The sequence below is a fragment of the Microlunatus flavus genome, assembly GCF_900110855.1.
In the GTDB taxonomy this organism is placed as follows: Bacteria; Actinomycetota; Actinomycetes; order Propionibacteriales; family Propionibacteriaceae; genus Microlunatus; species Microlunatus flavus.
Map to the genome: position 1 here is coordinate 586,977 of NZ_FOFA01000001.1, position 14,209 is coordinate 601,185.

14 protein-coding genes are annotated in these 14,209 nt (G+C 74.7%); 7 read left to right on the forward strand and 7 right to left on the reverse strand.

Annotated elements, in window-relative coordinates; genetic code table 11:
- Positions 1-104 precede the first annotated feature (104 nt).
- Positions 105-512 (reverse strand): VOC family protein, encoded by a 408-nt coding sequence (locus tag BMY04_RS02855; RefSeq protein ID WP_091177572.1) that lies wholly within the window; start codon positions 510-512, stop codon positions 105-107.
- A gap of 151 nt (positions 513-663) precedes the next feature.
- Here BMY04_RS02855 and BMY04_RS02860 point away from each other — a divergent pair, with 151 nt between their 5' ends.
- From BMY04_RS02860 to BMY04_RS02870, 3 genes are all read left to right on the forward strand, one after another.
- Positions 664-1,644, forward strand: coding sequence for an SDR family oxidoreductase (locus BMY04_RS02860; RefSeq protein ID WP_232506059.1), 981 nt, complete (start codon positions 664-666; stop codon positions 1,642-1,644).
- Positions 1,645-1,714: 70 nt separating this feature from the next.
- Positions 1,715-3,412, forward strand: coding sequence for a bifunctional phosphatase PAP2/diacylglycerol kinase family protein (locus tag BMY04_RS02865; protein WP_091177574.1), 1,698 nt, complete (start codon positions 1,715-1,717; stop codon positions 3,410-3,412).
- Between the two features lie 10 nt (positions 3,413-3,422).
- Positions 3,423-3,758: a hypothetical protein gene (locus BMY04_RS02870; protein WP_091177575.1), complete on the forward strand. Its 336-nt coding sequence runs from the start codon at positions 3,423-3,425 to the stop codon at positions 3,756-3,758.
- Between the two features lie 60 nt (positions 3,759-3,818).
- On the opposite strand, the gene pheA is transcribed toward BMY04_RS02870, so the two are convergent.
- The 3 genes from pheA to BMY04_RS02885 form a co-directional block, all read right to left on the reverse strand.
- Complete coding sequence (pheA, locus tag BMY04_RS02875; RefSeq protein WP_091177576.1) at positions 3,819-4,751, reverse strand: prephenate dehydratase; 933 nt, start codon at positions 4,749-4,751, stop codon at positions 3,819-3,821.
- Between the two features lie 61 nt (positions 4,752-4,812).
- Entirely contained in the window at positions 4,813-5,571 is a 759-nt protein-coding gene (locus tag BMY04_RS02880; RefSeq protein WP_091177577.1) for a hypothetical protein, read from the reverse strand.
- A 63-nt stretch (positions 5,572-5,634) separates the two neighbouring features.
- A complete protein-coding gene (locus BMY04_RS02885; RefSeq protein ID WP_091177578.1) occupies positions 5,635-6,120 on the reverse strand; it encodes a DUF4188 domain-containing protein in 486 nt (161 codons plus the stop codon).
- Between the two features lie 79 nt (positions 6,121-6,199).
- Between BMY04_RS02885 and BMY04_RS02890 the strand changes: the two genes are divergently transcribed.
- From BMY04_RS02890 to BMY04_RS02905, 4 genes are all read left to right on the forward strand, one after another.
- Positions 6,200-6,811, forward strand: a complete 612-nt coding sequence (locus BMY04_RS02890; protein ID WP_091177579.1) for a MerR family transcriptional regulator — start codon at positions 6,200-6,202, stop codon at positions 6,809-6,811.
- A 62-nt stretch (positions 6,812-6,873) separates the two neighbouring features.
- The gene (locus BMY04_RS02895; RefSeq protein ID WP_091177580.1) at positions 6,874-7,920 is read left to right on the forward strand and encodes an adenosine deaminase; all 1,047 of its coding nucleotides are present in this window, start codon (positions 6,874-6,876) and stop codon (positions 7,918-7,920) included.
- Positions 7,921-7,937: 17 nt separating this feature from the next.
- Entirely contained in the window at positions 7,938-8,429 is a 492-nt protein-coding gene (locus BMY04_RS02900; RefSeq protein WP_091177581.1) for an ArsR/SmtB family transcription factor, read from the forward strand.
- Positions 8,426-9,868 carry a serine hydrolase domain-containing protein gene (locus BMY04_RS02905; protein ID WP_170853959.1) on the forward strand — a complete coding sequence of 481 codons (1,443 nt, stop codon included), beginning with the start codon at positions 8,426-8,428 and terminating at the stop codon, positions 9,866-9,868. The genes BMY04_RS02900 and BMY04_RS02905 overlap by 4 nt, the downstream gene beginning before the upstream one ends.
- An 18-nt stretch (positions 9,869-9,886) precedes the next feature.
- Here BMY04_RS02905 and mptB read toward each other — a convergent pair whose 3' ends face one another.
- Genes mptB through BMY04_RS02920 form a run of 3 tightly spaced genes read right to left on the reverse strand, consistent with a single transcriptional unit; the run spans position 9,887 to position 13,978 of the window.
- Complete coding sequence (gene mptB, locus BMY04_RS02910; protein ID WP_170853960.1) at positions 9,887-11,602, reverse strand: polyprenol phosphomannose-dependent alpha 1,6 mannosyltransferase MptB; 1,716 nt, start codon at positions 11,600-11,602, stop codon at positions 9,887-9,889.
- Positions 11,599-12,396 carry a glycosyltransferase gene (locus BMY04_RS02915; protein WP_232506060.1) on the reverse strand — a complete coding sequence of 266 codons (798 nt, stop codon included), beginning with the start codon at positions 12,394-12,396 and terminating at the stop codon, positions 11,599-11,601. The genes mptB and BMY04_RS02915 overlap by 4 nt, the downstream gene beginning before the upstream one ends.
- 31 nt (positions 12,397-12,427) lie before the next feature.
- Positions 12,428-13,978 (reverse strand): glycosyltransferase, encoded by a 1,551-nt coding sequence (locus BMY04_RS02920; RefSeq protein ID WP_091177583.1) that lies wholly within the window; start codon positions 13,976-13,978, stop codon positions 12,428-12,430.
- Positions 13,979-14,209: the final 231 nt, after the last annotated feature.

Here is a 14,209-nt window from a genome sequence, read left to right on the forward strand (position 1 = left end):
CGGCAGCCTGCTGAAAGGGGGTCGCTCGATGGGCTGGGGAGGCACGACCCACGCTCGGACGACGAGGCGGCGACGATCCAGCGACCCCTGGTCAGCAACCCCGTTCAGGAAGCAGGGCCCGCGAGCTGCCAGGAGACGCCGAACCGGTCCTGGACCCACGCGAAGGGGCCGAACCCGTAGTCGTCCAGCGGCATGAAGGTCTGGCCGTCCTCCGCGAGCCCGTCGACGAGGCGCCGGTGCTCCTCGGGCGAGCTGCAGGTGACCCACAGCGCGACGGCCGGTGTGAAGTCCCACGCGTGCTCGACGTAGCTGTCGCTGAACCGCACGTGCAGCCCCGCGACCACGATCTCCGCGAGCTCGACCGTCCCCGCCCCCTCGGGCGCGTCGGCGGGCCGGCGCTGCTCGGAGACGACCTCGCCGTCGGCGAACAGCGCGGTGTAGAGCGCGATCGCCTCGGCGGCGCCGTGGCCGCGGCTCGGCTGGAAGGTCAGGAACGGCATCGCCTCGGCCATGAGGGCCCCTCTGCTCGGAGGCCCCCATCCTCGTGGTCGGACCTGGCCCCTGTCACCACCCCCACCGGAGGGCCGGCCGCGGTGCGGTCATGATCGACCCGGTGCCCGCGGCGTACGCGGGCGGCACGACGAGGCAGGCGAAGGGGACGACGTGAAGGCTCTGTTCATCGGGGGCACCGGGATCATCAGCTCGGACTGCAGTCGGCTGGCGGTCGAGCGGGGGTGGGACCTCACCCTGCTGAACCGCGGCAAGCAGAGCTCGCGGCCCGCGATCGAGGGCGCCCGGGTGCTCGTCGGCGACGCCACCGACCCCGCCTCGATCCGGGAGGCGGTCGGGGACGAGGCGTTCGACGTCGTCGCGAACTTCCGCGCCTTCACCCCCGACCAGGTGCAGGCCGACATCGACCTGTTCTCCGGCCGCACCGGGCAGTACGTGTTCATCAGCTCGGCCTCGGCCTACCGCAAGCCCGTCGCGCACCGGCCCATCACCGAGTCGACGCCCCTGCGCAACCCCTTCTGGCAGTACTCGCGCGACAAGATCGCCTGCGAGGACCTGCTGGTGGCGGCGCACCGGGAGGACGGCTTCCCGGCGACGATCGTGCGGCCGTCGCACACCTACGACGCGACGCTGATCCCGTTCGACGCCGGCTGGACCATGATCGACCGGATGCGCCGCGGCCTCCCCGTCGTCGTGCACGGCGACGGGACCTCGCTGTGGGTGCTGACCCACGCCCGCGACTTCGCGAAGGGGTTCGTGCCCCTGCTCGGCGACCCGCGCGTCCCCGGCGACGCCGTGCACATCACCACCGACGAGACGCTGACGTGGGACGCCGTCGCCCAGGGGCTCGCCCGCGCCGCCGGCGTGGAGGCCGACATCGTGCACGTCTCGTCCGCCCGCATCGGTCGCGCCGTCCCCGACTGGGAGGCGGGGCTGCTCGGCGACAAGGCCCACTCCCTCGTCTTCGACAACAGCAAGCTCAAGTCGCTCGTGCCGGACTTCGCCGCCACGACGACCTGGGCGCAGGGCGCCCGCGAGATCGTCGCCTGGTACGACGCGCACCCCGACCAGCAGGTCGTCGACGCCGAGCTGGACGCGACGCTCGACCGGCTGGTGGAGGCCGAACGGGCCTGATCCCCGCCCCGCCCCGTCCGGCGCACGAGCCGGGCGGGCGCTTCCGCGCAACCGGGATACTGGACCCACCATGGTCCGCCGTACCCCCGCGCTGTCGGCGCTCTCCGTCGCCGTGCTGCTGGGGGTCGCCTTCGTCGTCTGGACGGGCGTCGTCATGGCCCTGCCCGTCCTCGGCCGGGCCGACCGCGCGCTCCTCGCCCCGCCCCTGACCCCGGGCTCGGCGCTGGCCCAGATCAGCGCCGCCTTCGCGCTGCTCACCTACCCCGGTCTCGTGCTCGGCGCCGTCGCCGGCCTCGCGGTCTGGGCCTGGCAGCGCCGGCTGCGCCAGCTGACGGCCGCCCTGGTGCTCATGGTCGTCCTGGGCTACGGCGGCTACGGGCTCCTCAAGCTCGTGGTGCGCCGGGCCCGGCCGGAACGGGCCCTCGACGTGCTCACCGCCCACGGGTACGCGTACCCGTCCGGCCACATGACGGCGATCGTGTGCGCCACGATCGCCGTCGGCGCCGCCATGGCCGTCACGCGCCAGCCGGTGCGCAAGCGGTTCGCCTGGCAGGTGGGTGCCGTGGTGATCGTCGCGACGGTGGCGCTCGACCGCTGGGTCACCAGCGCGCACTGGGTCAGCGACATCGTCGGCGGCACGCTCTTCGGCGGCCTCGTCGCGACCGTCTCGCTCATCGTCGCCGGCGTCCACGTGCCGCTCCCCCACGACTTCGTGACCGAGATCGTCCGGTCCCGGGTCCCGGTGCCGGACGACCACGTCGCCCGCCGGGCCGCGGTCATCTACAACCCCGCCAAGGTCGTCGACTGGGTGACGTTCCGGCGGCAGGTCGACTACGAGCTGCGCTCCCGCGGCTGGACGCGGACCATCTTCCTGGAGACGACGCCGGAGGACCCCGGCCACGTGATGACCGAGCAGGCGGTCCGCGAGGGCGTCGACCTCGTGCTCGGGGCGGGCGGCGACGGGACCATCCGGGTGATCTGCTCCGGCCTGGCCGGCACCGGCATCCCCTTCGGCCTGATCCCGGCGGGCACCGGGAACCTGCTCGCCAAGAACATCGGCGTCCCGCTCGACGCGGCCCTGGCCCTCGAGGTGGCCCTCGACGGGGAGGACAAGCCGATCGACCTGGTCGCCGTGACGGTGGACCGGCACACCCAGCACCACTTCGCCGTCATGGCCGGGATCGGCATCGACGCCGCGATCATGGACGGCACGAACGCCGACCTCAAGAAGGCCGTGGGCTCGGCCGCGTACTTCGTCTCCGCCGCCCGCAACGCCAACCACGAGGCGCTGCGCACCCGGATCAGGGTGGACGACGGCGAGGTGGTCGAGCGCCTCGCCCACGTGATCGTCATCGGCAACGTCGGCTTCCTGCAGGGCAACCTGCCGCTCATCCCCGACGCCCGTCCCGACGACGGCCTGCTGGACGTCCTCATCGCCTCGCCGGTGACGTTCCGCGACTGGGCCCGCGTCGTCACCCGGGTCGTGACCCGTCAGCGCCGGGGCGACGACCAGCTGGACCGCTTCACCGGCCGCACGGTGACGATCACGGTCGACCGCCGGGACGCGTTCCAGCTCGACGGCGACACGGTCGGCGAGTGCCGCACCATGACCGCGGAGGTCCAGCCGGGCGCGCTGGTCGTCCGGGTGCCGCGCGCCGCGGCGACCCCGCGCGCGACGAGCGTCGAGCTGGCCGAGGTGGGCCAGGACCTGTCCGCGGCCGGAGCGGGCGCCGCGCAGACGCCGGGCCGCCTGGGAGGCGCCGGGTAGCGTGAGGCGCATGGGTGTCTTCGACAAGGTCCGCGACGTCGCCGACAAGATCACCGGCGGTGACGACGAGGGACCCGCCAAGGGCTCCCCCGCGGCCGCGGCCGGCGGCGGTTCGGTCCCGCAGGGCGAGCCGGGCGAGGCCTCGTCGGCCGGCTCGAGCCGCGAGAACCCGCAGGCCGCGTACGGTGGCGCCGACGCCGTGCCCGCGACCCCCGACGCCACGCCGAGCGTCCGCCTCGACGAGGGCGGCGAGGACAAGCCCAAGCACGAGGACGTCCGCTCGGAGAACATCTCCAGCTCCGCGCCCAGCGAGAACGTCCCCAACTCCGAGCGCGACGACGTCTGATCCTGCTCGCACCCGCGGGTGGACGTCGTGATGAACGTCCGGTGCCGCAAGCGACGGGCGTCAGCCCTTGAGGCGCTCCAGCCAGGAGGCGGCCGCCGCGTAGTCGGCGTTCGCGGTGCCGGGTCGCACGTCGGCGGCCTCGTGGTCGGCCCGGGGATAGCTGCCGAGGAAGACGACCTCGGCGCAGGTGCGGTAGAGGCCCATCATCGCCTCGGCGAGCCGGGCGTCGGCGACGTGGCCCTCGGCGTCGATCGAGAAGCAGTAGTCGCCGAGCGTGCGCCGCGTCGGGCGCGACTCGATGCGGCAGAGGTCCACGCCGCGGCTGGCGAACTGCTCGAGGATCTCCAGCAGCGCGCCCGGGTGGTTCTCGCGCATGAACAGGACCATCGTCGTCTTGTCGGCCCCGGTCGGCTCCCCCACCGGGCCGGGTCGGCTCACGAGCACGAAGCGCGTCACCGCGTCCGGGTTGTCCGCGATGCCGGAGGCGAGGGCGTCCAGGCCGTTCAGCTCGCCGGCGACGGCGGCGCAGACGGCGGCGTCGACGTCCGAGCCCGGTCGCGCCACCTCGGCGGCGGCCGCCGCGGTCGACCCGCGCTCCACCACCTCCGCCGCCGGCAGGTGGGCGGCCAGCCAGCTGCGGCACTGGGCGGCCGCGTGCGGGTGGGTCAGCACGACGTGGACGTCGGCGAGCGTGGTGCCCGGACGCGCGTAGAGCCCGAACTGCACGGGCAGCAGCACCTCGCCGGTGATGACGAGGGGGTCGCCGTAGGTCAGCGTGTCGAGGGTGGCGCTGACGCCGCCCTCGACGGAGTTCTCGATGGGGACGAGCGCCGAGGTGACCTCGCCGTCGCGGACGGCCTGCAGGGCCAGCCCGACCGTCGCGTACGGGACGAGCTCGGCCTGCTCGTCGGTCACGAGCGTCAGGAGGGCCTGGTGGGTGAAGGTGCCGACGGGACCGAAGTAGCCGTACGTGGCCGGAGCGGTGCCGGGCATCCGGTCACCCTAGTCGTCGCCCTGGTGGCCCCGGGCCGCTCGTCCACGGCGTCCCGGTCGGTCAGCGACGCGCCTCGAGGGTGTTCGCGGCGTCGACCACGGCCTGCAGGGCCTGCTTGCTGCCGTCGTGCGGGAAGTCGGAGAAGAAGGCGACGTGCTGGCCGCTCTCCAGGCGCACGACGATGACGACGAGGCGGTCGTAAGGCGTCGGCAGCCCGGCCCGCTCGACGCGGACGTCGGCCTGCTCGGTCCAGGCCGCCCCGCTCGGGCCCCGGAGCGGCTGGGGGCCGTTGGTCTGCTTCCCGGGCGAGGGATGGTCGGCGGGATCGTAGAAGGCGGAGAGCAGGCCGGTGAACGCGTCGCCGGTCGTCGTCGCCAGGTCCGGGTCCACGGCGGAGTCCGCGAGCAGCGCCACGCCGCTCGCGGCGACCCAGTCGCTGCCCTTGCCGTCGTAGTCCCGGTGGACGACGGACGAGCAGACGGCGATCTGCGCGAAGCCGGTGGGCGGGGGCTGGTCGAGGGTCCCGCACGCGAACGGCGGGCCCGGGAGCGTCATCGAGAACTCGTCGAGCGTGACCTGGCGTCCGGTGAGGCTGAGCTGGCGGGACGTGGCCGGCGCCGCCGGCGGGTCTCGCGGCGGCGCGGTGGGGAGGCGGTCGGCGCCGAGCCGGACGACCAGCGCGACGACCAGCAGGGCGGCCACGATCGTCGCCACGACCGCGAGCACCGCGACCGGCAGCCGGACCTGCGGCTCGCCGGGCGCCGGCGCCCGCTCCGCGGCGGACGCGGGCGCCGCCGGGTCCGTCGCCGTCTCGGTCACCGGCTCAGGATAGGGAACCGTCGGCCCGCGACGAGCTCGTTCGGGACTCCTCGGGGCGGCGGTTCAGCGACCGGTCGCCCCCGCGGCCATGCGCGCGGCCGCGCGGTCGGCGTTGCGCCCGACGGGGACGAGCGAGGTCGCCCGGCCCAGCCCGGTGGCGGGCATCCCGACGTAGATCGACTCGGCCCGGCTGACCTCGTACGTCTCGTGCCAGATCCCGACCACGCCCGGAGCCTTGCGCGCCCGGGCGTTGAAGGCCGTCCAGGCGGGCCGGTGCTCGGCGTCGCGCGCGCTGGCGTACGCGTAGAGCTTCTCCTTCGAGCTCCACCACTGGATGACCGTCGGGCCGGAGGGGCCGACGACGGTGCGGAAGCCGAGCATCCCGGAGTCCGGGTCGGAGGCGAGCTCGCGGAGCATCGCCGGCATCGCCGCGAACGTCGGCAGCCACTGGTCGGGCCGCCAGGGCTTGTTGACCCGCATCCCGATCAGGAACACGACGAGGGGCCCGTCGTGGGAGTGCGTCATGCGTCCGGCGTGGATCTCGGCCATCTCGGCTCCTCGGTCGATTGGAGAGTGGTGCTCTCCAATATTGGGGAGTGTTAGTGTCCAATGTCAAGGAGGTGAGGGCGTGCGGATCTCGGAGCTCTCGCGGCGGGCCGACGTGCCGGTCGCGACCGTGAAGTACTACCTGCGCGAGGGCCTGCTGCACGCCGGCGAGCTGACCTCGGCGACCCAGGCCCGCTACGACGAGAGCCACGTGACCCGGCTCCGTCTGGTGCGCTCGCTGCTAGGCCCCGGCGCCCTCAGCGTCGCGCGCGCCCGCGCGGTCCTGCGCGCGATCGACGACCCGCCGGCGAGCCCGTACGAGCTGCTCGGGGTCGCCGCCGAGGCGGTCCGCCGTCCCGTCGAGGTGCGGCCGCACCCGGAGGTGCACGCCCTGGTCGAGCGCTGGGGCTGGTCCGTCGACGAGGACGCCTGCGCCGAGCACCAGGCGCTGGCCGACGCCCTCGAGGGGTTGCGCGCGGCCGGCTTCGAGTCGCCGCCCGGGGTCCTGGACGCCTACGCCGCGGCGATGGACTCCGTCGCCGAGGCCGAGCTCGCCCGCGTCCCCTTCGACTCCTTGGCCGCCGCGGTGCGCTACGTCGTGCTCGGCGTGGTGCTCAACGAGCCCGTCCTGCTCGCGATGCGCCGCCTCGCCGAGCAGGCCGCGGCCTGGCGCCAGGTGCAGGCGACCCGCTGAGCTCCTGCCCGGTCGTCCACCCCTGAGGTGGAGCGAGGAGCCGCAGTCACGAGACTGGAGCCGTGACCGACCCCGCCGCGACCACCCGGACCCTCGACGCCTTCATCGCGGGTCTGCCGAAGGCCGAGCTGCACGTGCACCAGGTGGGGTCGGCCTCGCCGCGGATCGTGGCCCAGCTGGCCGAGCGCCACCCGGGCACCGTCCCGGCCGACCCGGAGGCCCTCGTCGACTACTTCCGCTTCGACGACTTCGCCCACTTCATCGCGATCTACCTCTCCGTCGTGGAGCTGGTCGAGACGGCGGAGGACGTGCGGCTGCTGACGTACGAGGTCGCGCGCGAGATGGCCGGCCAGCAGGTCCGCTACGCCGAGCTGACGGTCACGCCCTACCTCAGCGTCGGCGAGAAGCTCCCGGCCGAGGCGTTCCTGGAGGCCATCGAGGACGCGCGCACCTCCGCGGAGCGCGACTTCGGGGTGCGGCTGCGCTGGATCTTCGACATCCCGGCCGACTTCGGGATCCCGGCGGCGGAGGCGACGGCGTCCATCGCCCTCGACCACGACGTCCCAGGACTGGTCGGCTTCGGGATCGGGGGCTCGGAGGAGGGCTTCCCGCGCTCGATGTTCCGCGACCAGTTCGACAGGGCCCGCGCCCACGGGCTCGGGTCGGTGCCGCACGCCGGCGAGACCACCGGCCCGGCGACGGTCTGGGACGCGATCGAGACGCTCGGGGCCCAGCGCATCGAGCACGGCATCAGCGCCGCGCAGGACCCCGACCTGATGGCCTACCTCGCCGAGAACGACATCACCCTCGACGTCTGCCCGACCTCCAACGTCGCCCTCAAGGTCGTCGACGACCTGGCGTCGCACCCCCTCCCGACGCTCGTGGCGGCCGGTGTGCCGGTCAGCATCAACACCGACGACCCGCCGATGTTCGGCACGGACCTCAACGGCGAGTACGCCGTCGCGGCCCGCCTGCTCGACCTCGACGAGACCGGCCTGGCGCGGCTCGCCCGCGCCGCCGTGGACGGGGCGTTCATCGACGAGACGACCAAGACCACGCTCCGGGGCGAGATCGACGCGTACACGAGCGAGTGGGACGTTCGTACGTAAGTACGTACTATTGGCCCATGGCTGATCTCGAAGCCCGCGTCGCCGCCCTGGAGGAGGCGCTCGCGCGCCTCACCGCCGCACCGCCCTCCGGCAGCGAGGAGTCGCCGCTGCCCGACCTCTGGCTCGTCGAGGGGCTCCGCGAGCGGCACCCGACCGGGGCGGTCGCGTTCGGAGGAACGGTGGCCGTCGGGAAGGGCGACGTCACCTGGCAGTGGGGCGCCGACGCCGAGTCGCTGCGCGGGTCCGACTGGAGCAGCGCCGCCGGCGTGCTCGACGCCCTCGCCCACCCGGTCCGGCTGCGCCTGCTGCAGCGCGTGCTGAACGGGACGACGACGACGGCCGACCTCGCCCTCGACGACGGGCTGGGGACCACCGGCCAGCTCCACCACCACCTGCGCGCCCTGGTCGCCGCCGGTTGGCTGCAGTCCGTCGCGCGCGGCACCTGGGCCGTCCCGGCCCCCCGGGTGGTCCCGCTCCTCGTCGTCGTCTCCGCGGGCCTGGCCCGGTGAGCGCCGCGCGCAGGACCGGCCTGGCCGTGGCGGCGCTCGTCGTCGGCACGACGCTCGGCCTGCTCCTCGGGTTCCGTGGGCCGGCGCTCGGACCCACGAGCACCGGCGACGCCGGGCTGGCCGCCGACCTGCGGGCGTCGCTCGCCAGCGACCGCGGGCTCGTCGGCCTCGCGGCGGCTCGCGTCCGCGACGGCGAGGTCCGCGTCGCCGGCCTCGGCCTGGTGGACGGCGCCGTCCCCGGCCCCAGCACGCCGTTCGAGCTGGGCTCGATCACCAAGACCTTCACGGCCGCGCTGCTCGCCGACGCCGTGGAACGCGGTGAGGTCGGCCTCGACGACCCGCTCGCGCGCCACCTGCCCGAGCTCGCCGGGAGCGACGCGGGCGAGAGCACGCTGCGGCAGCTCGCCACGCACACGTCGGGCCTCCCGCCCTTCCCGACCTCGTCCGCCCCGCTGGTGCTGCTCCGGGTGGTCGGCAACGCCGCCCCGTACGGCGGGACGGTCGTCGACCTGCTCGAGGCGTCCCGCGGGACGGGCGTGGGCGAGCGCGGCGCGTACCGCTACTCCAACCTCGGCGTGGCCCTGCTGGGCCACGCGCTGGCCCGGGCGGCCGGGGCGCCGGACTGGGCCGCGCTCCTGCGTGACCGGGTCCTCGAACCGCTCGGCATGACGGGCACGGTCGTCACCGGCACGGTCGCCGACGTGCCGGCGGGCGCCGCCCGGCCGCACCGCGACAACGGGTGGCGCGCCCCCTTCTGGACCGGCCCGGCCTTCGCCCCGGCGGGCTCGTCGACCGTGACGACCGCCGCCGACCTCGCGACCTGGGCACGGGCGCTGCTCGACGGGACCGCACCCGGCGCCACCGCCCTGGAACCCGTGTCCGACATCCCCGGCGGGCGGATCGGCCTGCTGTGGCACGTCCGCGAGGTCGACGGCCGCACGGTGACGTGGCACAACGGCGGCACCGGCGGGAGCCGGACGATGCTCGCCCTCGACCGGGACCGCGGTCAGGCGGTCCTGGTGCTGGGGAACAGCGGCCGGGACGTCGACGCCGCCGCCCTCCACCTGGCAGCCGCCACGCCCGGTGCGCCCGTGCCGGGCGTCGACCGCCCGGCCGTCTCCTGGGCCGGGCTGGCGGGCTGGGGCGTCCTCGGCGTCCTGCTGCTCGGCACGGCGGTGCTCCGCTGGCGCACGCCCCACGGCTGGGCGCTGCTCGACGGGGCCGCGGCGGCCGGCACCGGCCTGCTCGTCCTGCTGGTGCACGGCCCGTGGCAGCTGCTGCCCACCGCGGTGTGGGGTGGCCTGGCGCTCGCCGTGGTGACGCTCGGCGTGGTCGCCGCTCGCGGGCCGCGGCCACCGGCGCCGACGACCCGGCCGGTCCGGACGGTCTCGCTCGTCAGCACCGCCGCGGTGCTCGCGCTGGCGCTCTGGAGCTGGTGAGCGCCGTTCCGGCAGCGCTCAGGAGGCGGCGACCGCCCCCGCCGCCGGGGCGCCGGTCGCCGGCACGGGTTCACCGACGAGCGGCGGGTCGGTCGCCGTGCCCCCGCTCGGCGTCTTCGCCCGGCGCAGCGGGAACAGCTCGGGACGCCGCGGCCTGCGCCACCACCAGACGATGGCGATGAGCACGAGGATCTGCACGGTCGGCGAGAGCGTGTCGCGGATGCGGTGCGCGGTCACGTCGAGCGCGTGCCCGACGTCGATCGCCCGCCCCGGGACGTAGGCGAGCGACAGCGGCGCCCCGCGGATGATCATGAGCCGGTCGAGCTTGCTCGGGCCGATGACGGCCAGGGGCATCCAGGCGATCAGGTCGTACCAGGACAGCGTGTACATCGAGGTGACCAGCCACGCCACCGAGAGCACCAGCGACGTCCGCAGCGCGATGGTCAGCGGGTCGCGGGTGACGTCGGCGCCCTTGGGCAGGCCGGGCGCCGCGACCCACGGCACGACGCGCGACAGCATCCAGCCGATCACGAACAGGCCCGCGTACGAGATGACGCCGACGACGATCTTGGCGTTCGCGCTCGACATGAACTGCGCGAACAGCGTGTAGAAGGGGGCGGCCCACGAGCCGACCGAGACGTAGCCGCCGTTGCGCAGCGCCTGGAAGAAGGCCGTCGGCTGCCAGACCACGTACGCCCAGCCCATGGGGATGGCGGTGCCGAGGCAGAGCAGCAGCGCCTTCTTGGGCTCGCGTCGGTAGGCCCAGAGCATGGCGAGGCCCCAGATGCCGATGCTCACCTTGCCGCAGCCCGCGAGCCCGATCCCGAGCCCGGCGACGAAGGCGTTGCGCCGCATGAACAGCAGCCCGGCCACCGCGAACATCACCGAGATCGCCTCGTTGTGCGCGCCGGCGACGACGGCCCAGATGAGCAGCGGGTTGCAGATGCCCATCAGCGCGGCCCGCGCCTGGCGCTGCCGGTCCCCGTGGGCCATGAGGATGATCAGGCCACCGGCCACGATGAACGGCACCACGGCGAAGACCTGCAGCCAGAAGACGATGTCGTGCATGTTCTCGCCGCCGAGTGTGTTGGCGAGCAGCTGCAGCCAGGAGTTGATCGGCCCGTAGACGCTGGGCGTGTCCTGCCAGGGCCGCTCCGTCCAGCGCAGCACCGGGTCGAACTGCCCGCGGAACACCTCGGCCGGGGTGATCTCGTACGGGTCGCGCCCGATCGCCTGGAGCCGCCCGTACGCCGCGTACATGAGCACGTCGGCCGACGTCAGCGGGGGCACGGTGATGGTGGCGAGGCTGAGCCCGCTGCCGAGCAGGAAGAGCCGCTTGGGCCGGGGCCGCCAGCCGTCGGCGAGCGCGCGCAGGGCGACGAGCAGGCCGGCGGCGCCGAGCAGGATCGCGAACCAGATGAGGGCGGAGACCAGCCACTCGTCCGGGACCGGGATGACGCCCGCCGGCAGGTACCAGGGCGGCAGGTAGCTCCGCCGCGGCCCGAGGGTCAGGGCGACCGCGGATGGCCCGAGGAAGCCGACCGCGATGGTCACGACGGTGGCGCCCACGATGCCGGCGAGGCCCCAGCGGTGGTCGCGGTGCCACACGGTCGGGGCGTAGACCTGCCGCCGCCGCGACGGGTTGCCGGCGCTGCCCGCGTGCCGGCGGGAGCCCGGCCGCTGCCCCGCGCGGTGCGGAGCGGTGCGGCGCCGGACAGCGGGGGTCGTGCTCACCGGGAGCCGCGGCCGAGGCGCTTGAGCAGGCCGGACACGCCCTCGGCGGAGAGGTCGCGGAGCTGGTTGCGCACGAGCCCGCGCGCGGCGAGCGCGCGCGTCACGTCCTTGAGCTGGCTCGCGCGGTGCAGCTGCGCGGCGAGGTCCGTGCCCGTCGCGCGGTGGGTCAGGTCGACGTCGACCTCCTCGACGACGAGCCCGGCGCGGAGCACGTCGATCGTCATGCCCACCTCCATACCCCATCCCGGGGCGAGCGGACTGGCGAGCTCGAACGCCCTCCGGGTCAGGCAGCGCTGGCCCGACAGCGGCGCCCGCGGGCTCCACCCGGTCAGCTCCTCGATGCCGCGGCGGGCGGTGCCGGTGACCAGGCCCATCCCGCCGGCCTGCTGGCCGTCGGCGGTCTGCTGCGGCGGCAGGACGGCGATCGCCAGGGCGGCGCGCCCGGCCACGACGGCCTCGACGAGCGGGGCGCAGCGGGCCGCGGTCGCGCCCAGGTCGGCGTCGAGCAGCAGCAGGATCGTCGCCTCCGGGCTGCGGTCGCGCTGCTCGAGGACACCGAGCCCGTTCACGGCGGACTCGACCGCCGCCGCCTTGCCCCGGTTGCGCTCGTGCGAGACCACGACGGCCCCGGCGGCACCGGCGTGCTGGGCGGTGGCGTCGGAGCTCCCGTCGTCGCAGACGACGACCGTCTCGACGCCGGGCAGGCCCCGCGCGGCGGTGACCGTCGCGCCGATGCGCTCCTGCTCGTCCTTGGCGGGGATGATGCACGCCACCCGCGCCGAAGGGACACTCACGGCGCCCAGGGTAGTGCCCGGCGGACCCCCCTCAGCCGACGCGCGGGACCGACGAGGCGGGCAGGCTCGAGGGCCGGCGGCCCGTGGGCGTGCGCCGGTGCGCCAGGCCCCGGGCGAGACGGCGGACCCGGCGGCCCGCCCGCGAGGTCCGGGCCCGCTGCGCGAGCTCCCGAGCCCGCGAGATCACCGAACGGGGACGGGCCGGCTCGGTGAGGACGTCGTGCCAGGCGCGCTCGAACTCCGCGACCGGGAAGCGGTCGACCACCTCGGCGGCGCGCCGGCCCATCTCGACGACGCGCTCGGGGTCGGAGACCAGGGAGATGATCGCCTCGGCCAGGGCGGCGGGCTCGTGCCGCTCGACCAGGAGCCCGTCCACGCCGTCGCGGATGAGGTCGCGCGGTCCGTAGCGGATCGTGTACGCGACCGCGGGCGTCCCGCGGCTCATGCTCTCGGTGACGACCCGCGGCGAGCCCTCGAAGGTCGAGGTGAGCAGCACGCAGGCCGCGCGGGCCTGGGCCTCGCCGACGCCCAGCGAGTAGCCCATCAGCCGTACGGAGCCGCCCAGGCCGAGCTCCTCGACGAGCGCCCCGAGCCGGGCCTGCAGCGGGCCCTCGCCGTAGATCTCCAGCCGCGCCTCGGGCACGGCGCGCACCACGTCGACGAAGGCGCGCACGGCGTGGTCCACCCGCTTGCGCTCGATCAGCTGGGAGACGAGGACGACCAGCGTCGGGTCCTTCTCGACCGGCGCCTGGTGCGGGTCGCGCCCGGGGTAGCGGATCGCGCGCAGGGGCGCCCACGGGACGTCCTCGCGCAGCTCGGTCAGGTGCTGCTGGGTCTGGACGACGATCTGGTCGACCTTTGCGGCGTTGGCGAAGAGCAGCCGGAAGCTCGGGCGGATGCCGCTGGAACGGTCGTCGGGGTCGTTGTAGTGGCAGTTGTGCAGCGACGCGACCTTGCGGTAGGCGCGCTGCGACTCGAGCAGGACCGGGTCGGTGAAGCCACGCTGGAGCGAGAACAGCACCGGCGACGGCAGGCCGGCGATCTCGTCGTCCACCCAGCCGGCCACGATCTCCGGCCAGCTCACCTTGCGGCCCTCGGCGTCGACCCCGCTCTGCTCGTGCTTGCTGCGCGGCCCGGTCTTGGTGGTCAGCAGCAGCTTGCCGTCGGTGTCGAAGTAGCGGAAGCGGAAGGGGAAGCGCTCGCCGGGGCGGAAGTCGGCGAGCCGGAACGGCTTCGCCCCCGCCTGCTTCTGCGCCCGGGTGACGACCTCGCCGTCCTCCTCGGGCACGGCGTACGCGTCCTTGGGCGGCACGCCGAGCCGCGAGACCCACGTGCTGTGGGCGAAGAAGTTGCGGACCTCGACGCGCGGGTGCAGGCTGCCGCGCTCCTTGAGCTGCTCCGGCACCTCCGCCCAGCGGGGGGTGAAGCCGGTCGTCAGCAGCAGCACGCGCTCCCAGCGCTCGGCGAAGAGCGTGGCGCGCTCCTGGACCGAGCGCTGCAGCCCGCCGCCGCGCTCGAAGACCTCGGGGAACAGCAGGATGGGGGTCTCGTCGGAGCGCAGCGACGTCGTGGGAACCGTCATGGTGCCGTCATTCTCGCGGCCTCCGGGCGAAAGCCCGACATCTGCTCTGCGGGTGTCGCTCACGTGTCGCCCCCACGGGGGACACCGGGTCGCCCCCGTTTCGGACGCCGACCCGTTTCGGGCCCTTCGACGAGCTCAGGGAGCGTCCGCGCTCGCGCCGGGTCTGGAGGACGCTCCCTGAGCCTGTCGAAGGGCCTCGAAGAGGTCGGCGTCTGCGAACCCGCCCACAGG

Bases quoted from the DNA above. Each gene is read 5' to 3' on its own strand.
- BMY04_RS02920 (WP_091177583.1), bottom strand. From the start codon at position 13,978: ATGACGGTTCCCACGACGTCGCTGCGCTCCGACGAGACCCCCATCCTG.
- BMY04_RS02885 (WP_091177578.1), bottom strand. From the start codon at position 6,120: ATGGCCGAGATCCACGCCGGACGCATGACGCACTCCCACGACGGGCCC.
- BMY04_RS02865 (WP_091177574.1), top strand. From the start codon at position 1,715: ATGGTCCGCCGTACCCCCGCGCTGTCGGCGCTCTCCGTCGCCGTGCTG.
- BMY04_RS02855 (WP_091177572.1), bottom strand. From the start codon at position 512: ATGGCCGAGGCGATGCCGTTCCTGACCTTCCAGCCGAGCCGCGGCCAC.
- BMY04_RS02900 (WP_091177581.1), top strand. From the start codon at position 7,938: ATGGCTGATCTCGAAGCCCGCGTCGCCGCCCTGGAGGAGGCGCTCGCG.
- pheA (WP_091177576.1), bottom strand. From the start codon at position 4,751: ATGCCCGGCACCGCTCCGGCCACGTACGGCTACTTCGGTCCCGTCGGC.
- BMY04_RS02870 (WP_091177575.1), top strand. From the start codon at position 3,423: ATGGGTGTCTTCGACAAGGTCCGCGACGTCGCCGACAAGATCACCGGC.